The following is a 16,410-nucleotide window of genomic DNA, read 5'->3' as shown; positions in this document are numbered from 1 at the left end:
TTCAGCACAGTTGTGTGAAAAAGATTTTCGCGTGCTAGAACAGACCGATGCCGAAGATCGTCGACCACGACGCACGCCGGGCGGAGATCGTCGCCGCCGTGTGGCGCGTCATCGAACGAGCAGGAATGGACGGGGCGACGGTACGCAGCGTCGCCGCCGAAGCCGGCGTCTCCCCTGGATCACTGCGGTACTACTTCTCCGACCAAGGAGAACTTGTCCTCTTCGCGGCCGAGGCCATGACGCAACGCGTCGTACATCGGTTGGAGGCGCATCCGAGCGGCGGTGACGGCCTCGCTCGCGCGATCCGCGTCCTCGAGGAGTTGCTGCCCCTCGACGAAGACCGCCGCGCAGAGGCGTCGGTGTGGCTGGAAGCGATCGTGCGAGCCAGATTCGACGAGCGACTCGCCGCTCTCAAGACGGCCGGATGGTTCGGTAGCCGGTACCTGTGCCGGCTCGCGTGGGCGCACCTGCACGATCTCGATCGACCGAACTCTCCCGCATTCACATTCGACAGCGGTGCGGACGAACATGCAGCGGCCGAACTCCATACCTACATCGACGGGCTGACGCTGCAGGCAGTGACGTATCCCGAGCAACTCGCGGCCGACGAGGTGCGTCGGTTGTTGCGCACTTACCTGGAGCCGCGGTCCTGAGCCGAGTCGACGGGGAATCTTCGGCCGTAGTACCACCCGATCACCGCTACGACAGAACCGGCGACGGCGATGGCCCCCAACACCGATCCGAATCCTGACGCATCCACGACGAGTCCGACGACCAGGGGTGCCACGAGAAATCCGATCCGGGAGACCAGCGACACGATCGAGATGGCCGCTGCCGACGACACACCGGGAAGCCGCCCGGCCAGGCTGAAGACGATGGGAAACAGTGGGCTCGCGCCCAGGCCAGCAACCGCGAACGCTCCGATGACCAGGATCGGTAGATCCGCGGCCAGAACCGACAGGCCCAGGATGACGAGGAAGGCCACCGCCACCAGTGACGCGCCTCCGGTCAGCACCGTCGACGGCCCGAACCGATCGACGATCCGGTCTCCGACCAACCGGCCGATCAACATCGCGGCCGAGAACGCAACGAACGCCATACCGGCCGCACCCGGGCCCGCACCCTCCTCGGTCGTCATGTAGACAGCGCTCCACGACTGCGGAAAGTCCTCCATGAGCCCGGCGAGCAGAACCACGGCACCGAGCAGGGCGAACGCAGCCGTGGGTCGCCCGAAAGCAGGCCCCACTGCTCGGTCTTCGTGATCCTCGCGCGCCACCGATGTCGGACCCACCAGACCTCGTCCGACGGCAGCGAGAGCGAGCATCAGCACCGCCGCGACGACGCCGAAGTGCGCTGCCACCGGCATCCGGATACCGGCCGCGGCCGCGCCGGTCACTCCCCCGACCACGGCACCGACGCTCCAGGCGGCATGGAAGCTGCTGAGCAGGGACTTGCCCGCGCGTTCCTCGACGAGCACGCCCTGCGCGTTCATGGAGATGTCCATCACCGCGTCTGCCCCGCCGAGCAGCACCAGCGCCGCCAACAGCGTCCACCACGACACGGCCACGGCGGGCAGCACGAAGGCCGCACACAACGCCAGCCCCGAGGCGAGGATCGCCCACCGACTGCCGAAGCGTCGAACCAACGCAGCCGCGACGGGCGCGGCCACCAGCCCGCCGAGGCCGATCCCGGTCAACGCCATGCCGAGGGTCGCGACGTCGATCGACAGCGAGTCCTGGATCTCCGGAATGCGCGGAGCCCAGTTCGCGAACACCGCTCCGTTGACGAAGAAGACGACCAGAACGGACAGCCGGGCACTAGTCATATCGCTGCGAGCCTATCGTTCGCGGGCCGGCCGGATCCGTTACTCGAGGTAACGTCGATGGGATGCATGTGTCCGACCGCCTCACCGACCACGTTCCCCAGCGCTGGCTCGAGCCCCTCGTCAAGCACGCCGAGGCCCTCAAGTTCCTTATCGTCGGAGCGATCACCTTCGTCGTCACCGTCGTGCTGTTCTTCGGCCTGAAGTGGACGATCCTGCAGGACAAGCCCGTGACGGCGAACGTTCTGGCCGTGCTGATCGCGACGATCGTGTCGTACATCCTCAACCGAGAATGGTCGTTCACTGCGCGCGGCGGACGACGTCGTCACCACGAGGCAGCACTCTTCTTCGCCGTTGCCGGAACCGGCCTGGCAATCAACCAGCTACCGCTGTGGGTGTCGAGTTATATGCTGGATCTGCGGTCGCCGAACGTGTCCTTCCTCACCGAGAACATCGCCGACTTCGTCAGCGGTTCCATCATCGGCACGTTGCTGGCAACTGCATTCCGATGGTGGGCAATGCGCAAGTTCGTCTTCCCGGAACCGGTCGACGTTCTCCCCGATCCCGTCGCCCTGACCGTTTACGGTGGACGGCATGGCGACCACTAGGACCCTCGTGCTGATGCGGCACGGCAAATCCGGCTACCCCGACGGAGTACCGGATCACGAACGACCCCTGGCCGCACGTGGCCAGCGCGAGGCTGCACTCGCCGGAGCCTGGATCACCGAGCACGTCGGGAATGTCGACGCAGTGCTGTGTTCGACGGCTCTGCGTACCCGCGAAACTCTGGCCGCCACCGGTCTGGACGGTGCCCCCACCCGCTTCGAGCGAGACATCTACGGCGGATCGGCCGACGAGATCATCGACGAGATCCGGCTCGCAGACACGTACTTCGACGACGTGGACGTGTCCACGTTGCTGGTCGTCGGACACGAACCGGGAATCCCGTGGACCGCACTCGAACTGGCCGCCGATGACGACACCGACCTGGCCCGCGAAGTGCGACACCGCTTCCCCACCTCGGCAATCGCAGTACTGACCACCGAGGCGTCCTGGGCGGCACTGGCCGCAGGCTCGGCAACCATCACCGAGTTCTGCATCCCCCGCGCCGAGGGGTAGTCAGTGATCGCTAGTCAGCGGTTCCTGAGGGAGAGGTAGCCGGCCCCGCCTGCTGCGATCAGCAGAATCAACGCGGCGGGGAACCCGAGCAGCCACCACACCACTACCAGCACCACCAAGGCGGGCGCGGCGGCGATCAGGGCAATGCCGGGATTCTCGCGAACCGTCTCCAACGCGGACTGTGCGTGCACTCTGTCGATCTTCTTGCCTGCCATCGTCGACTCCCGGGTTTCGTATGTCCTGTATACGTGATTCCACAGTAGCGCGACCGGCTACGACTTTCGGTGGAGCGCAGCGTCGTACCTTCGGCCGAACCACCAGGTACGACGCCTCCGCGGGGGTACCGCGGAGGCGTCCAGTGCGGTGAGATCGAGTCCATGAACAATCCGATTCTGCTCACGATCGCAATCTGCGAGGTCGGCTTCTGGGTACTCGTGATCGGTGGTCTGTGCCTGCGCTATCTGGCACGCATGCGACGCGCCAGCACGATCACGCTCGCCCTGCTCCCGGTCCTCGACATCGTTTTGATCGCAGCCGTGGCGCTCGATCTGCACCGGGGCGGAGACGTCGAATTCGCGCATCGCCTCGCCGGCATCTACCTCGGCTGGACCGTCGTGTTCGCGCACTCGACGGTGGCCTGGCTCGACGTGCGCTTCGCACACCGATTCGCCGGTGGACCCGCACCGGTCAAGCCCCCGAAGACCGGTCCGCAGGCCTACCGCAACGAGATCCGGGGATTCGTGAAGTGGCTGGTCGCCGCCGCTATCGCACTCGTGATCACCTACGCATTGGCCTACACCGTGGCAGACTCGGAGCAGGCAGCAGCACTGAAGACCGTGATCCAGCCGCTCGGCGTCATCACGTTCTTCTGGTTCGTCACCGGACCGCTGTGGGTAGTGGGCAAGAAGAACTCGAGCTCGAAAGATGCAGCAGGAGAACGGAGTCGACTCTGATGCTGGGTGGTCCCCGAGTGCTGAGCCTTCGACGACTGCTGCGCACATGTCGCCCGTCCTGGCGGCCGCGCAATCCCGTGGTGCTGCCGATCGAGATGCTCTTGGCCACGCTGGTCTACGCCGGGTTCCAACTCTCGACCGGGATGGTCGGTGACACCGGAGACGAACTCGTCGACAGCCCCGAGCTGATCGCGGTGAGTGTCGTTGCCCTGCTGGCGATGACCGCGGTGACGTGCGTTCGCCGATCCTTTCCGGTCACGGCGTACCTGGCGGTGGTGGCGATCAGCGTCGCGTTGATCCTTGTCCTGCCGGACCGGACTCTCGGGTTCACCCCGCTGTACTGGTTTGCCATCGCCACCTTGGCAATTCGGGTGACAGGGCCACGCCTGTTCGCCCCCATCGCCGTCGGGCTGATCCTCGAAATCGCGGTCAGCGTCGACACCCGTCTGTCCTACCCGGATGCCGCGGCCGGCCCCGGTGGCACGATCGGCGTGGTCGCCGAGCAAATAGTGAACCTCGCCATCAACTACACGGTGCTCATCGCACTGGGCAAGTACATCGCACGCGGACGGGCGCAGGAACTCGAGAGCCAGGCCGCCCTCGGCCGAGCCGAAATCGAACACCGGCAACGGCTGGACACGGCCCTGGACAACGAACGAAAAGCCATGGCACGCGAACTGCACGACGTCGCGGCTCACCACCTGACCGGCATGCTGATCCAAGCCAAGGCGTCGAAGACGCTCATCACGAGCAACCCCGAGCACGCACGCGAACTACTCACCGGCGCAATCGAACACGGCCAGCGCACCCTCGACAGCCTGCGCCAGATCGTCGGTATCCTCCGTCCCGGCGCAGACATGACCTACAGCCTCAACACCGGCTTCGACACAGACACTGCGCCGCAACCGATGATCTCCGATATCGCCGAGCTGATCGAACAGTCACGAATCTCGTTCGCATCCATCGACGTCGACGTCTCCGGCGATGGCGACAGGATTGGTGGCACCGACAGCGCGGTGCAGTTGACGTGCTATCGCGTCGTTCAGGAATCTCTGTCCAATGCCCGACGCCACGCGCCGAATTGCGCAGTACGCGTGCAGGTGGTCGATCGATCCTCGGCCATCGAGGTGACCGTCACCAACACGATCACCTCGGGCAGCTCCGAACTGCACGAGTCCGCGGGTCAGGGATTCGGCATTCCGGGAATGCGGGAGCGAGCCGCACTACTCGGCGGCACCCTCGATGCCGGATTGTCCGATGACCGAACGACGTGGACCGTGCGCGCTCGACTGCCCATCGGCGGAATGATCTCGCAGCCCGTCGAGCTGTTCGCATGATGGAGTCACACGCATGATCACCGTACTCATCGCGGACGATCAACCGGTGGTTCGGCAGGGATTCGAACTGTTCTTGGCCGGCCATCCCGACATCCGGGTCGTCGGGCACGCGAGCTCGGGAAGGCATGCCGTGCAGCAGGTGTCGGCATTGCGACCGGACGTCGTACTGATGGACATCAGGATGCCGAACGGCGACGGCCTGACCGCCACGCGCGAGATACTGGCGCAGTTCGACAGCGTTCGCGTCATCGTCGTCACCACCTTCGACCTCGACGAGTACGTGTTCGCAGCTCTCGACAGTGGAGCGTCCGGCTTCCTGCTCAAGGACACCGATCCCGACGAACTAGCCGACGCGGTGGTCACCGTCGCCGGCGGCGGCGCGGCGCTCTCCCCTCGATTGACCCCACGCCTGATGACCGAGTTCGCCCGCCGTGGTGCGGCGACCCGACCCACTTCCGTTGCACCGCAACACGACCTGAGTCTGCGCGAAATGGACGTGGTACAACTGTTGACGCAGGGCCTGGGCAACAACGAGATCGCCCGCTCACTGCAGCTCGAACAGAGCACGGTCAAAACTCACGTCAGCAACATCTGCCGCAAGCTCGACGTCAACACCCGAGTTCACGTGGTGATCTGGGCCTACCGCAACGGTATTGCGACCTAGGCCGCTCTACGCTCGTCTTCGTCCGAGGTCTCGCTGGTGACCTCGGCCCGCCGTGTGGTTGTGGCGGCGGAGTGGTCGGTGTACTGAAAGTGCGGTCGCTTGTCGCCGATGTACGAGGTCATCCACGACACCACCGCAACGTATCGGTTCCGGAAGCCGACCAGGTACATCAGATGCACCGCGAGCCACATGAGCCACGCGATCGGACCCGACATGTCGACCTTGCCGAACAGCCGCGCCACAGCGCTGAATCGGCCGACGATCGACATGCTGCCCTTGTCGGTGTACTCGAACGGCGTTCCCGCGTCGACCTTTCCGATGATCGTCTTCGCAACGTGCCTGCCCTGCTGCATCGCCACCGGCGACTGACCGGGGAGCTTGTTCAACGACGTCACGTCGCCGATTGCGTAGATGTCCTTCGCCGAGCCGACCGTCAGGTCATTGTGTACGAGAAGCCTTCCGGCACGGTCGGTCTCGCACCCGGTGCGCTCGGCGATCGTGGCCGCCAGATCACTGGCCTGCACTCCCGCCGACCAGATGACCGTCTTGGCGGCAAAGGTCCGTGAGGTCTCGGTGTCCACGTCCTGCACCGTCACGACGTCGTCGGCGATATCGGTGACCATGGCCCCGGTGACGACGTCGACGCCCGACTTCTCGAGCTTCGTTCGGGCGTACGCGCTGAGCTTGCCACCGAACGCGGGCAGCACTTCCTTGACTCCGTCGACGAGGGTCACCGTGACGTCGTCGGGTTCGATGTCCGGGAACGACCCGGCGAAGTAACGGTGCGCGAGGTCCCTGATCTGACCTGCCAGCTCCACACCCGTCGCGCCTGCACCGACGACGACGAAGCTCAACAACTCCTTGCGAGCGGCCGGATCGGTCGTCATGTGCGCGGTCTCGTAGCAGCTCAGAATCTGCTCACGGAGCGCGATCGCGTCGTCGACGGTCTTGAGCGCGAACGTGCGGTCCTTGAATTCGTCGCGACCGAAATACGCCTGCGTGGCACCCGTGGCGACGACGAGCCGACCGAAGCCGATGGTGTGACTCTGCCCGGCACCGATGTAGGTCACCCGATGAGCCTCGGGATCGACGTCGACGACGCGTCCCAGACGGACGTCGGCGGAGTCGTACTGCGCGAGGATGCGCCTGATCGGAGGGGCGATCTCGCCCGTCGAGAGCATTCCGGTGGCGGCCTGGTAGAGCAGCGGCTGAAAGAGGTGTTCGGTGGTGCTGGAGATCAGCGAGAACGTCACACCGGCCTTGCCCAGAGACTTGGCGGCAGCCAATGCTCCGAATCCCGATCCCACGATGACGACGTCGTACGTTTGCACAGCACTTTCCTTTTCGGCTCGAGTCTTTCCCTCTACGAAGAACTACCTCCATGAAACTCCGACCGCGATGCGCTATCAACGCGGAAGTTGAAATAGCATCTATGAGTAGAACTCATGGTTCAATGGCGGCATGGAACTGCGGCAGCTGAAGTACTTCCTCGCGGTCGGGGAGGAACTGAACTTCTCTCGCGCTGCCGAACGCTGCTACGTCTCGCAATCGGCGATCAGCCTGCAGATCTCCAAGCTGGAACGAGAAATCGGTGAGCCCCTGTTCGAGCGGACCTCCCGTACCGTCCGATTGACCGTTGTCGGAGCACAATTGGTCTCCATCGCCCGGCACATGGTGGAGCTCGAGCAGGCCGCCCTGGCACTGACGACCCGAAGGCGAAATCAGCTGCGCCTGACCGGAAACATGACGTTCGCAGCAAACGCCATCTCCGCCATCGTCGCGGTCCGCGAGCGTCATCCCGACGCGGAGATCGACTTCGTCCTGAAACGATTCGCAGAACAGATCGAAGCGGTGACGTCCGGCGACTGCCAGGTGGCGCTGATCCGCGGCAGCGTCGAACGCTCCGGTCTGCACGTGACCGAGCTGTGGACCGAGGACCTCGTCGTCGTCCTCCCCGAGGGCCATCCTCTGGCGAGTGAGAACAACCCGAGCCTGAGCCAGCTCGCCGGCTACCCCCTGCTACTCCCCAAACGGAGCGAGCAAATCCTGCTGCACCGGGTGATCGAACGCGAGATGAAACGCAGCGGCCTGCCGCTGAGCTTCGGCCCACCCGTGGCGTCCGATCACACCGCCAGCGCCGAACTCCTCAAGAACCCACAATGCTGGTCCATCCTGTACGCCAGCACCGCCGACAGCACCCCCAAAACCGGCCTGGTCTTCCGCACCGAGGCCGACCGCAGGCTGCGGCTACCGGTATCGGCCGTGGTCGACGCGACCGTGCCCGCCACCGACATTCAGCGCGACCTCGTGGCGGCCCTGGCGGCGACAGCACCGGTTCAACCCGCCACTCCTGCGAGCTGAGCGAACGCGGCATCGGCCCCGAACAATTCGGCGCGATCGTACGTCGACGTCGAGGCCATGATCTCGTTCGCGCCGGTGCGCTCGGCCACCTCCTCCAGCCGCGGACGGACCTGCCCGGCCGTGCCCAGGATGCTCGACGCCAACGACGCCTCGATTCGGTTCCGCGTCTGCGGCGTCCACTGCGATTCATCGATCGCCGACACAGGTTCCAGAGCCGGGAACTCACCCTCGCGCCTGGACCTGGCCATCGCCCACGCCTCCGGGACGGCGAGCCTGCGGGCATCGGCGGCATCCGCTGCGATGGTCACGTCGAGCGAGATGATCACATACGGTTCGGGATTCGAGGGTGTGGGCCGAAAGTGCTTGCGATAGAGCGCCAATGGATCGTCACGCTGCAATACCGGTCCACCGACGACGACCGGGAGCCCGGCGCGAGCGGCAACCTCGAGACCCGCTCCGGTCGCGAGGACGAACACCGGCGGAGACGGAACAGCCGGCCGGGCGGTCACCGGGCCCGAACCGTCGAGATACGAACGTAATTCGGCGATGTCGGCCTCGAACGTGTCGGCGTGCTCACTGCGCAATGCTGCCCGGACCGGATCGGTGAACCCGAGGGAGCGGCCGACACCCAGATCGATCCGGCCGGGAAAGAGGGACTCCAACATCAGGAACTGCTCAGCCACGATCAGCGGCTGATGGTTGGGCAGCATCACCCCGCCGGATCCGACGCGAATGCGCGAGGTGCGCGACGCCACTGCCGCGGCGAGAACCGCCGGCGCGCCCGACGCGATGCCGGGAACGCCGTGGTGCTCGGCCACCCAGAACCGATGCAACCCGATCTTCTCGGCATGCACTGCTCGTTCGACGGTATGCCGCAGCGCAGACCCGTCGTCGAAACTGGTTCGCGTGCGGGATCTGTCGAGCAGTGAAAGGAACACGAGTATTCCAACCGACGAGGCGTCGGGCATATTTCTCGAACTGTTCGTTCGACGCGGACCGAAGATGTCCGCAATGGCCGTCAGTATTGCGTCATGAACCTCACCATGAAGATCGAACTCGTCACCCTGGCCGTCACCGATGTGGACCGCGCCAAGAACTTCTACGTCTCGATCGGCTTCAACGCCGATCATGACGCTCGCCCCTGGGACGGCATTCGCTACGTCCAGCTCACTCCCCCGGGCTCGGCGTGCTCCATCGCGATCGGCGAGGGCATCACCGACGCCGAGCCGGGCAAGGGAGCCGGGATTCTGATGGTCGTGGACAACGTCCAGGAGGCCTACGAGCACCTCACGTCGGCGGGTTTGACCATCGATCCGCCCAAGGACGAGGGCTGGGGCACGTTCGTGTACTTCGCCGACCCCGACGGCAACACGTGGTCGGTGCAGCAATTGCCCGCGCAGTCCTGATCAATGCAACCCTGATCGGTGCAGTCCTGATCGATGCAGCCAGAGCCTATTGCCGGAGCTGCAGCCGAGCCAGGATGCCGCGGTGGTCGGAGCCGGGAATCGTCACGGCCTCGACCGATCGGACCGCCAGGTCCGCCACCAGAACATGGTCGATGGCGATGACGGGTGGGTACCAGGTATGCGCCGGATACGTCCTGAGCATCCCGGCGCCGGTCGCCACCGCCGCATCGACGAACCGGCCGCCATGCAGGTCCCGATACCGCCGATGATCCTGCGTCGCGTTGAAGTCGCCCGCCACCACCACAGGACCGTCGTCGACGGGGATCTTGGCCAGTAGTTGACGCAACAGTCCGAGCTCGCGAACCCACTCCGACGGCTCCCGTGGCCACGGCGGCACGGGATGAACCGCAAACACCAGCGGCCGCCCTGGCATCTCCACCCGTGCAGAGAGCATCTCGGTGACGAAACCGTCGTGCCTGCGCTCGTCGACGAGCGGAAAGCGACTGTAGATACCGGACCCGTCACCGCCGGGAGCTGCACTGACGTAGGCATGCGGCAGCAGCTCGGCCAGTCTGCCGCGAAGCCCCGCGTCGGCCTCCGGCGTCAGTTCCACCAGGGTGAGGACGTCGGGCCGATGCTGCTCGACCAGCGCTACCACTGCGTCGAGATCGGCCTGTCCCAGCCAGATGTTGGCGTGCAAGACCGTCAGAGTCGGTCCGGTCGATTCAGATGTAGAGGTCTTGCTGCCGCGGTGCCTGTGCAAGGGAATCTGCGTTGCGGCGGCGCCCATCAATACAGCCGCGCCAGCCACGAGCCCCCGCCAACCGAACGCCACGGCCGCGAGAGCAGTGCCGGGCACCGCGGCGAGCATGAGGACATGTGCCAAAGCACCGGCAACGAGCATCGGTTGCGATCGGGCGTCGAGATGATGCGCCGCGACGCCGAGAGCGGCCGCGACGAGCAGCAAGACAGCCACCGGAGCCCACACCATAAGCGAAGTCTGACAGGCAAACCTGAGGCCCAGCTGGGAAGCATCCCCAATTCCGACCGAACTGTTCGCTTTCTCGCCGCAAACACGACAGAATCGACAACGCTGTCCGTGAGTCAAGTAGGGGGACTTTCCGTGAACCGAAGGCAACTGCTGCGGTTGGCCGCTGCCGGAATGCTCGGCGCTGCCGCCGCTCCGGTCCTGAACTCGGCTGGAATGCCGGGCTCCGCCACAGCAGGCGCGCTGCCGATCGGTGCCGAACGAATCCGATCACTGGTCCCCGAACTGTTCGCCGATCCTCCGCGCCCACCGGACCACTCGCCCGTCCTCGTCATCGGCTCCGGATTCGGTGCCAGCGCCGCCGCCCTTCGCATGGCGCAGGCCGGCACCCAGGTCACCGTCCTCGAACGCGGACTGCGCTGGCCACGTGACCCGTGGCGCGAGATCTTCACCGCCGACATGACCGCCGACGGACGCGGACTCTGGCAACAGAGCTCGTTCACCAACATCACCGGAATGCCCGTCGGACCGGTCGACATGTTCGGCGGCGTACTCGACACCACCCGCTACGAGAACCTCTCGGTCTGGCGCGGCGCGGCCGTCGGCGGCGGCTCGATCGTCTACACCGGCGTCACCATCGCCCCCGACAAGAAGTTCTTCGACCTCTCCTTCGGCGGACGACTGAACTACGACGAGATGGCCGCCACCTGGTACCCCAAGGCCCGCTCGATGCTCCGGCCGTCGGCGATGCCCGAGGACGTCTACAACAGCCCGAACTTCGCACACTCGCGCACCTGGGACGACCACGCCCGGCGGGCAGGCTTCACTCCCCAGGCAGTGGACGGCAACTGGAACTGGAACGTCGTCCGCGACGAAATCGGCGGCCGCTCGCGGCCATCCGCGACCGTCGGCGCGAGCACCTTCGGCAACTCCAACGGTGCCAAGCACGACCTGACGCAGAACTACATCCCGCAGGCCGAGGCCACCGGCCGCGCGACGGTGTGTCACAGCCACCGCGTCGCGGCGATCGGCACCGAATCCGGCGGCCGCTACCGCGTCGAGATTCAACGCCTCGACCCGTTCGGCAACGTCGTCGAGACACGCACGGTCACCTGCGACACGCTCGTCCTCGGAGCCGGGTCCATCGGCACCACCGAGCTACTGATGCGCGCCCGCACCACCGGAGCGCTGTCGAACCTCAACGAATTCGTCGGCACCGGCTGGGGCACCAACGGCGACGCGTCGATGACCCGCTCCCTCGGGCCGATGTCCGCCGGACCGCAGGGTGCGCCTTGCGCGTCGCGCATCGTCGACGACTCAGGACTGCCACTGACCGTCGAGAACTGGTACGTACCTGGCGTTCCCGTCAATCTCGGCTTCCTCGGCTCACTCGGCATGACCATCGATCCACTGCGCGGGAACTTCGGATTCGATTCAGCCACAGACACATTGACGCTGAACTGGCCGAAGGGTGGCAGCCGAGACACCGTCGAGGCCCTACGCGCAGTGCAGAATCGGATGGCCCAGGCCGGCGGCACCATCGTCGCGGCCGAGCCGTTCACCCGCGACGTCGACGACACCTTCACCGCCCACCCCCTCGGCGGCGCGGTACTGGGCGACGTCACCGACGGCTACGGCCGCGTGAAGGGCCACCCCGGGCTCTACGTCGTCGACGGTGCGCTGATTCCGGGCAGCACCGGAGCCGCCAACCCGTCGCTGACCATCACCGCACTGGCCGAACGCAACGTCGCGCAGATCATCGCCGACGGGCGCTAGCCCAGCTGAATCTCGGGACGGCCTTCGGGGACGGTGACGGTCGCTGCGGTTCGCGCCGAGGCCCCCCGCGTCGAGACCCGATCCAGAACCCTGACCTCCGAACGCCATTCGGTGTTCGTCAGCGTGCTACGGAGATAGCCGCGCCGAGCGTTGCCGTACTTGACGTGCGGTGAGGCTTCGGCGATCGCCGCACCGGCGGTGTCGACATCGGCACCGTCCTTGCCCGACGCGATCGAGGTGGTCGCGATCTCCACACCTTGGATCGGCGACGCCTGATCCTGGTAATCGCGGCGTAGTTCGGAGACGATCGTGCGATGAATGTCGCCGACGATCGACGCGACGTTCTTCGTGCCACGATCGCTGGCCCCGTCCAGAATTCGGTGCCGAGACGCCTCGTACCCGCTCCACGGATCCATCCCGACCTTGCGATCGCTGCCGAGCCCACGTGCCAAGTCCGAGATGACCGTCTGGTGCGCCAAGAAGTTCCACGTCGACGGTGATGCGAAACCGTCGAGTATCCACTTCTCCTGCGCCGCACCGGTGATCGTGCGCGACGGATCTGCCGTCTCGGCGTCCTGCGCATGCTCGCCGTCCCCGTGCGCCTGATCGCTGCGGTACTGGCGCGTGTCCAGCACCGAGAAGTCCACCAGATCGCCGAACGAGAACCGGCGATAGACCGTCATGTCCGGTCCGACGGGCTTCAGATTCGCACGAACCGGAGTGTTCTCCCACCACGCCTTGAACGCATCAGCTCTGCGCAACAGGAACTCTCGCGGATCGTCGTCATCCTGGCTGATCTGCGACGCCCAGTTGTTGTCCACCTCGTGATCGTCGAACGTCGAGACGAAGGGTGCCGACGAATGCGCGGCAGCGAGGTTCTCGTCCGCCTTGTACATCGCATATCGGTCTCGATAGTCGCTGAGCACCATGGTTTCTCGAGCCGCCGACTCTGTGCGCGGCTCGCCCTGCCTGGCACCTTCGTCCTTGATCGCGTACTCGTAGATGTAATCGCCCAGAAAGAACACCACATCGAGATTCGACGCCGCCAAGTCCTGGTACGCACCGAAGAACCCGTCCTCCCATTTCTGGCACGACGCCCACGCGAAATCGAGCCTGCTCAGCGGCCGCCCCACTGCCGGTGCAGTCTTGGTGCGGCCCACCGGACTGGCATGCGGTCCGACGAGGAACCGATAGAAGTATTCGCGAGCGGGCTCCAGACCTCGGACGTCGACGTGAATGGACCAGCCGTCGAACTCGGTGGCGAGCTCGACCCCCTCGCGGGTGATGTTCGCGAATCGCTCGTCCGCCGCGATCTGCCACCGCACCGGCACGACGCCAGGAGTCATTCCGCCCAGTGGCGCAAAGGGATCGGTGGCGAGTCTGGTCCACAACACCACCGAGTCGGGCAGTGGGTCGCCGGACGCCACGCCCAGGCGGAACGGGTAGTCGGGAGTCACCACGGACTGTGCGTGCGCCGTGGTGCCCGCTAGTTCCGGAGTGAACGCCAGCGCCCCCACCAGCGCACTCCACGTCAGGAACTGTCGACGCGTGGCCCCCGCCCGCATGGAGATGTCCTGCCCGAACCGTATCTCGTTACCCCGTCTCACCATCCTTCGAGGCTTTCGCGCCCGGGCGAACTGTGCCCGTCATCGATCGAACGGGGACATGAACACGAAGTTTTCATTCGATTGAGGACCGACATCGTCCGCGATCCCGGCCACACTCGAGCGCATGACGAACATCGACCGCACAGGCTCGCAGATCGACCACCTCAACATCGGCGTCGCCGATCTCACCGCCAGCGCCGAGTTCTACGGTGCTGCACTGAAACCGCTGGGGATCAGCGAAATCATGCGGGTACCGCACACCCCCGAGGCGAACCAGCTCGCAATGATCGCGTTCGGTTGGGCGCAGGTGAAGCCGTTCTTCTGGATAGTCGACGCCCCGGGTTCGGCCATCGGACCGCACACCCATCTCGCCTTCAGCGCCCCGGATCGCGCCACCGTCGATGCCTTCCACGCGGCAGCACTCCTGGCAGGAGCGATCGAGCTCCGGCCGCCGGGACTGCAGCCGGAATACCACGCCACGTACTACGGATCATTCGTTCGCGACCTCAACGGCATCGACCTCGAGGCCGTCTGCCATCACGAATGATTCGACGAACGCGACCTCACTCGGTCAGCTACTGCCGAACATCGGAGGCAGGGTGGGAATCGGCGGGACAGGATACGCAGCAACATTCATCACGACGGTGCCGTCGCAGTAGCCGCCGTAGATCGTGGTCGTCCACACGCCCTTCAAGCTGCCGTCGGGTTGCGGGGTGTAGTAGGCAACCGAGTGCGCATCGTTGTATTCCTTGGGATTTCCTGCGCCCTTCCAGCAGTCCCACACCCAGTCATAGGTGTGCACCCAACTCGTTCCGTCCCAGATGTAGTCGATCGGGCGGTTCTGGAGAGACTCGTTTGCCGGTGGTGGCCCGGCGACGACGGAGGCAACGCAGTCTCCGTCGGTGCAGTCGGTGGCGAAGGTGTAGACGTTGGAGAAATCCGGTTCCGGCTGCGACGCCGCTGCGCTCGTGCCGGTCTTGCTCGCCGCGAATCGCATCAGCGAATAGTCGCCGGACCACGACGGGTCATCACCGGGTGCCGCACCGACCGGGAGGGCGCCCGCGAAAATCCACGCCATGACCATCGCAAGCACGAGCACAGTCTTTCGCATGGGGCAACGATAACGGGCGAAGCGTCCCACCGACCCCCAGACGACGATATTCTCAGACCGGTTGGGTTTGTTTCAGATCAGCCGTGCCCCCGGGGCGAACCAGCTCGCCATGATCACCCGTTGTCACGCGAGGTGAAGGTTGTCATTGCGGCCGGGGCAGTGTCCCGTTGGTCCGCACGTGGTCGCGCAGGCGTGTGAGGATCGACTCCAGAATGGGGATCTCCTCGGGTACGAGCCCGTCGAAAAACAATCGACGCACTACATCGACATGACCCGCCGCGGCCCCGTCCAGAGCCGCCTTGCCTGCACCGGTGAGAACGGCATCCGTGGCGCGCCCGTCGGTGGACGAGACCGCGCGATCGGTGAGCCCCCGTGCGCACATCCGAGCGAGGTGATGTGAGGCCCTGCTGCGCTCCCAGCCGATCTCGGCTGCCAGGTCGGTCACCCGGCGACGGCCGTCGGGACTGTCCGCCAGCGCAACGAGCACCGAGTAGTCGGCCAGGGAGAGACCGTGGTCCTCGGTCAGCTGCCGGTTCATCTCGAACGTCATCTGCAGTGACAAACCCATGTAGGCGCGCCAGGCCGACTCCTGAGCTGGCGTCAGCCACGGGCTGCCTTCGAGGTAATTAGGTGACATGTCACGTACTTTCTGAGATGCTGAAGACCGGGGCGTTGCCGCACTGGACCCCGACCACCAACCTTAGGGGCCCACCATGGACAGCACTTCTCACGCCGAGTTGGTACGTCGCAACGTAGTCGAGGTGTTCAACACCGCCGACGCCGACCGACGACGCGAGCTGATCGAAGCCATGTACCACCCGGACGCGGTGTTCTACGACGCCGAGAACACCGCGACCGGACGCGACGCCGTCATCGATGCGATCACCGCACTGCTCGCGGACTCCGCCGGCCTGTCTTTCTCCGTCACCGTCGAACCCGCCGTGCTGGGTGACGTCGCCCGTATCTCCTGGGCACTCTCGCCGCCCGATGCCCCAGCCGTCGTCACCGGCCAGGACTTCGCCGTCGTCAAGGACGGCACGATCACCGAGTTCTGCGACGGTGAACATGGCCACGCCGATGTTCACGATGGTGCTTGACGTTTGGTTGGTCATACCGGTAACGACTCGAGGCGCATCGAAAACTCACCGCGCACCTCGGATACGACAAAGCCCCGCACCGACCGAAGTCGATGCGGGGCTTTGACTGCAGGCTCTGTCGTCGTGAGTGGAAATTCGTAGTGGACTACGAAGTTCCGCGCACGTGCGA

Annotated in this window: 19 protein-coding genes; 11 read left to right on the top strand and 8 right to left on the bottom strand. The window is 65.3% G+C overall.

Going from position 1 to position 16,410, the window contains the following annotated elements; translation table 11 throughout:
* Positions 1 to 47 precede the first annotated feature (47 nt).
* Positions 48 to 653: a TetR/AcrR family transcriptional regulator gene (locus tag R4P57_RS09250; RefSeq protein WP_317802543.1), complete on the top strand. Its 606-nt coding sequence runs from the start codon at positions 48 to 50 to the stop codon at positions 651 to 653.
* Here the strand turns inward: R4P57_RS09250 and R4P57_RS09245 are convergent.
* Positions 632 to 1,825 carry an MFS transporter gene (locus R4P57_RS09245; RefSeq protein ID WP_317802542.1) on the bottom strand — a complete coding sequence of 398 codons (1,194 nt, stop codon included), beginning with the start codon at positions 1,823 to 1,825 and terminating at the stop codon, positions 632 to 634. The genes R4P57_RS09250 and R4P57_RS09245 overlap by 22 nt on opposite strands.
* Before the next feature lie 62 nt (positions 1,826 to 1,887).
* On the opposite strand from R4P57_RS09245, the gene R4P57_RS09240 reads away from it, so the two are divergent.
* Together R4P57_RS09240 and R4P57_RS09235 are read left to right on the top strand one after the other, a co-directional pair.
* On the top strand, positions 1,888 to 2,430 hold the full coding sequence (locus tag R4P57_RS09240; protein WP_317802541.1) for a GtrA family protein: 543 nt from the start codon (positions 1,888 to 1,890) through the stop codon (positions 2,428 to 2,430).
* The gene (locus R4P57_RS09235; protein ID WP_317802540.1) at positions 2,417 to 2,941 is read left to right on the top strand and encodes a histidine phosphatase family protein; all 525 of its coding nucleotides are present in this window, start codon (positions 2,417 to 2,419) and stop codon (positions 2,939 to 2,941) included. Before R4P57_RS09240 ends, R4P57_RS09235 begins: the two co-directional genes overlap by 14 nt.
* 14 nt (positions 2,942 to 2,955) lie before the next feature.
* Here the strand turns inward: R4P57_RS09235 and R4P57_RS09230 are convergent, their stop codons facing one another.
* Positions 2,956 to 3,156: a hypothetical protein gene (locus R4P57_RS09230; protein ID WP_317802539.1), complete on the bottom strand. Its 201-nt coding sequence runs from the start codon at positions 3,154 to 3,156 to the stop codon at positions 2,956 to 2,958.
* A gap of 162 nt (positions 3,157 to 3,318) precedes the next feature.
* Between R4P57_RS09230 and R4P57_RS09225 the strand changes: the two genes are divergently transcribed.
* From R4P57_RS09225 to R4P57_RS09215, 3 genes are read left to right on the top strand one after another with little or no spacing between them, the layout of a single operon-like run.
* On the top strand, positions 3,319 to 3,894 hold the full coding sequence (locus R4P57_RS09225) for a hypothetical protein (RefSeq protein WP_317802538.1): 576 nt from the start codon (positions 3,319 to 3,321) through the stop codon (positions 3,892 to 3,894).
* On the top strand, positions 3,894 to 5,231 hold the full coding sequence (locus R4P57_RS09220) for a sensor histidine kinase (RefSeq protein ID WP_317802537.1): 1,338 nt from the start codon (positions 3,894 to 3,896) through the stop codon (positions 5,229 to 5,231). The genes R4P57_RS09225 and R4P57_RS09220 overlap by 1 nt, the downstream gene beginning before the upstream one ends.
* A gap of 13 nt (positions 5,232 to 5,244) precedes the next feature.
* Positions 5,245 to 5,895 (top strand): response regulator transcription factor, encoded by a 651-nt coding sequence (locus R4P57_RS09215; RefSeq protein ID WP_317802536.1) that lies wholly within the window; start codon positions 5,245 to 5,247, stop codon positions 5,893 to 5,895.
* On the opposite strand, the gene R4P57_RS09210 is transcribed toward R4P57_RS09215, so the two are convergent.
* Positions 5,892 to 7,226, bottom strand: coding sequence for an NAD(P)/FAD-dependent oxidoreductase (locus R4P57_RS09210; RefSeq protein WP_317802535.1), 1,335 nt, complete (start codon positions 7,224 to 7,226; stop codon positions 5,892 to 5,894). The genes R4P57_RS09215 and R4P57_RS09210 overlap by 4 nt on opposite strands.
* Before the next feature lie 130 nt (positions 7,227 to 7,356).
* Here R4P57_RS09210 and R4P57_RS09205 point away from each other — a divergent pair, with 130 nt between their 5' ends.
* On the top strand, positions 7,357 to 8,256 hold the full coding sequence (locus R4P57_RS09205) for a LysR family transcriptional regulator (protein ID WP_317802534.1): 900 nt from the start codon (positions 7,357 to 7,359) through the stop codon (positions 8,254 to 8,256).
* Here the strand turns inward: R4P57_RS09205 and R4P57_RS09200 are convergent.
* Positions 8,232 to 9,224 (bottom strand): MsnO8 family LLM class oxidoreductase, encoded by a 993-nt coding sequence (locus R4P57_RS09200; protein WP_411742335.1) that lies wholly within the window; start codon positions 9,222 to 9,224, stop codon positions 8,232 to 8,234. The two genes, R4P57_RS09205 and R4P57_RS09200, sit on opposite strands and share 25 nt — an antisense overlap.
* A 63-nt stretch (positions 9,225 to 9,287) precedes the next feature.
* Here R4P57_RS09200 and R4P57_RS09195 point away from each other — a divergent pair, with 63 nt between their 5' ends.
* Positions 9,288 to 9,662 carry a VOC family protein gene (locus tag R4P57_RS09195; RefSeq protein WP_317802531.1) on the top strand — a complete coding sequence of 125 codons (375 nt, stop codon included), beginning with the start codon at positions 9,288 to 9,290 and terminating at the stop codon, positions 9,660 to 9,662.
* A 46-nt stretch (positions 9,663 to 9,708) separates the two neighbouring features.
* Here the strand turns inward: R4P57_RS09195 and R4P57_RS09190 are convergent, their stop codons facing one another.
* Positions 9,709 to 10,638, bottom strand: a complete 930-nt coding sequence (locus R4P57_RS09190) for an endonuclease/exonuclease/phosphatase family protein (RefSeq protein WP_317802530.1) — start codon at positions 10,636 to 10,638, stop codon at positions 9,709 to 9,711.
* 147 nt (positions 10,639 to 10,785) lie between these two features.
* Between R4P57_RS09190 and R4P57_RS09185 the strand changes: the two genes are divergently transcribed.
* Positions 10,786 to 12,426 carry a GMC oxidoreductase gene (locus tag R4P57_RS09185; protein WP_317802529.1) on the top strand — a complete coding sequence of 547 codons (1,641 nt, stop codon included), beginning with the start codon at positions 10,786 to 10,788 and terminating at the stop codon, positions 12,424 to 12,426.
* Here the strand turns inward: R4P57_RS09185 and R4P57_RS09180 are convergent.
* A complete protein-coding gene (locus R4P57_RS09180) occupies positions 12,423 to 14,036 on the bottom strand; it encodes an alkaline phosphatase D family protein (RefSeq protein ID WP_317802528.1) in 1,614 nt (537 codons plus the stop codon). The two genes, R4P57_RS09185 and R4P57_RS09180, sit on opposite strands and share 4 nt — an antisense overlap.
* A 121-nt stretch (positions 14,037 to 14,157) precedes the next feature.
* Between R4P57_RS09180 and R4P57_RS09175 the strand changes: the two genes are divergently transcribed.
* On the top strand, positions 14,158 to 14,580 hold the full coding sequence (locus R4P57_RS09175) for a VOC family protein (protein ID WP_317802527.1): 423 nt from the start codon (positions 14,158 to 14,160) through the stop codon (positions 14,578 to 14,580).
* A 24-nt stretch (positions 14,581 to 14,604) separates the two neighbouring features.
* On the opposite strand, the gene R4P57_RS09170 is transcribed toward R4P57_RS09175, so the two are convergent.
* Both R4P57_RS09170 and R4P57_RS09165 read right to left on the bottom strand, forming a co-directional pair.
* The gene (locus R4P57_RS09170) at positions 14,605 to 15,144 is read right to left on the bottom strand and encodes a hypothetical protein (RefSeq protein WP_317802526.1); all 540 of its coding nucleotides are present in this window, start codon (positions 15,142 to 15,144) and stop codon (positions 14,605 to 14,607) included.
* A gap of 142 nt (positions 15,145 to 15,286) precedes the next feature.
* Positions 15,287 to 15,781, bottom strand: a complete 495-nt coding sequence (locus tag R4P57_RS09165; protein ID WP_317802525.1) for a MarR family winged helix-turn-helix transcriptional regulator — start codon at positions 15,779 to 15,781, stop codon at positions 15,287 to 15,289.
* Positions 15,782 to 15,857: 76 nt separating this feature from the next.
* On the opposite strand from R4P57_RS09165, the gene R4P57_RS09160 reads away from it, so the two are divergent.
* Entirely contained in the window at positions 15,858 to 16,241 is a 384-nt protein-coding gene (locus R4P57_RS09160; RefSeq protein WP_317802524.1) for a nuclear transport factor 2 family protein, read from the top strand.
* Positions 16,242 to 16,410 lie beyond the last annotated feature (169 nt).

The sequence above is a fragment of the Rhodococcus sp. IEGM 1330 genome (genome assembly GCF_033142445.1).
Lineage (GTDB): Bacteria > Actinomycetota > Actinomycetes > Mycobacteriales > Mycobacteriaceae > Rhodococcoides.
Note: the sequence above shows the minus strand (reverse complement) of the source record. Positions and strands in the feature narration are given on the sequence as shown.

Coding starts and splice junctions, on each gene's coding strand:
- R4P57_RS09180 (WP_317802528.1), bottom strand. CDS start 14,036: ATGGTGAGACGGGGTAACGAGATACGGTTCGGGCAGGACATCTCCATG.
- R4P57_RS09230 (WP_317802539.1), bottom strand. CDS start 3,156: ATGGCAGGCAAGAAGATCGACAGAGTGCACGCACAGTCCGCGTTGGAG.
- R4P57_RS09200 (WP_411742335.1), bottom strand. CDS start 9,224: ATGCCCGACGCCTCGTCGGTTGGAATACTCGTGTTCCTTTCACTGCTC.
- R4P57_RS09235 (WP_317802540.1), top strand. CDS start 2,417: ATGGCGACCACTAGGACCCTCGTGCTGATGCGGCACGGCAAATCCGGC.
- R4P57_RS09245 (WP_317802542.1), bottom strand. CDS start 1,825: ATGACTAGTGCCCGGCTGTCCGTTCTGGTCGTCTTCTTCGTCAACGGA.
- R4P57_RS09215 (WP_317802536.1), top strand. CDS start 5,245: ATGATCACCGTACTCATCGCGGACGATCAACCGGTGGTTCGGCAGGGA.
- R4P57_RS09250 (WP_317802543.1), top strand. CDS start 48: ATGCCGAAGATCGTCGACCACGACGCACGCCGGGCGGAGATCGTCGCC.
- R4P57_RS09205 (WP_317802534.1), top strand. CDS start 7,357: ATGGAACTGCGGCAGCTGAAGTACTTCCTCGCGGTCGGGGAGGAACTG.
- R4P57_RS09240 (WP_317802541.1), top strand. CDS start 1,888: ATGCATGTGTCCGACCGCCTCACCGACCACGTTCCCCAGCGCTGGCTC.
- R4P57_RS09160 (WP_317802524.1), top strand. CDS start 15,858: ATGGACAGCACTTCTCACGCCGAGTTGGTACGTCGCAACGTAGTCGAG.
- R4P57_RS09195 (WP_317802531.1), top strand. CDS start 9,288: ATGAACCTCACCATGAAGATCGAACTCGTCACCCTGGCCGTCACCGAT.
- R4P57_RS09175 (WP_317802527.1), top strand. CDS start 14,158: ATGACGAACATCGACCGCACAGGCTCGCAGATCGACCACCTCAACATC.
- R4P57_RS09170 (WP_317802526.1), bottom strand. CDS start 15,144: ATGCGAAAGACTGTGCTCGTGCTTGCGATGGTCATGGCGTGGATTTTC.
- R4P57_RS09165 (WP_317802525.1), bottom strand. CDS start 15,781: ATGTCACCTAATTACCTCGAAGGCAGCCCGTGGCTGACGCCAGCTCAG.
- R4P57_RS09225 (WP_317802538.1), top strand. CDS start 3,319: ATGAACAATCCGATTCTGCTCACGATCGCAATCTGCGAGGTCGGCTTC.
- R4P57_RS09220 (WP_317802537.1), top strand. CDS start 3,894: ATGCTGGGTGGTCCCCGAGTGCTGAGCCTTCGACGACTGCTGCGCACA.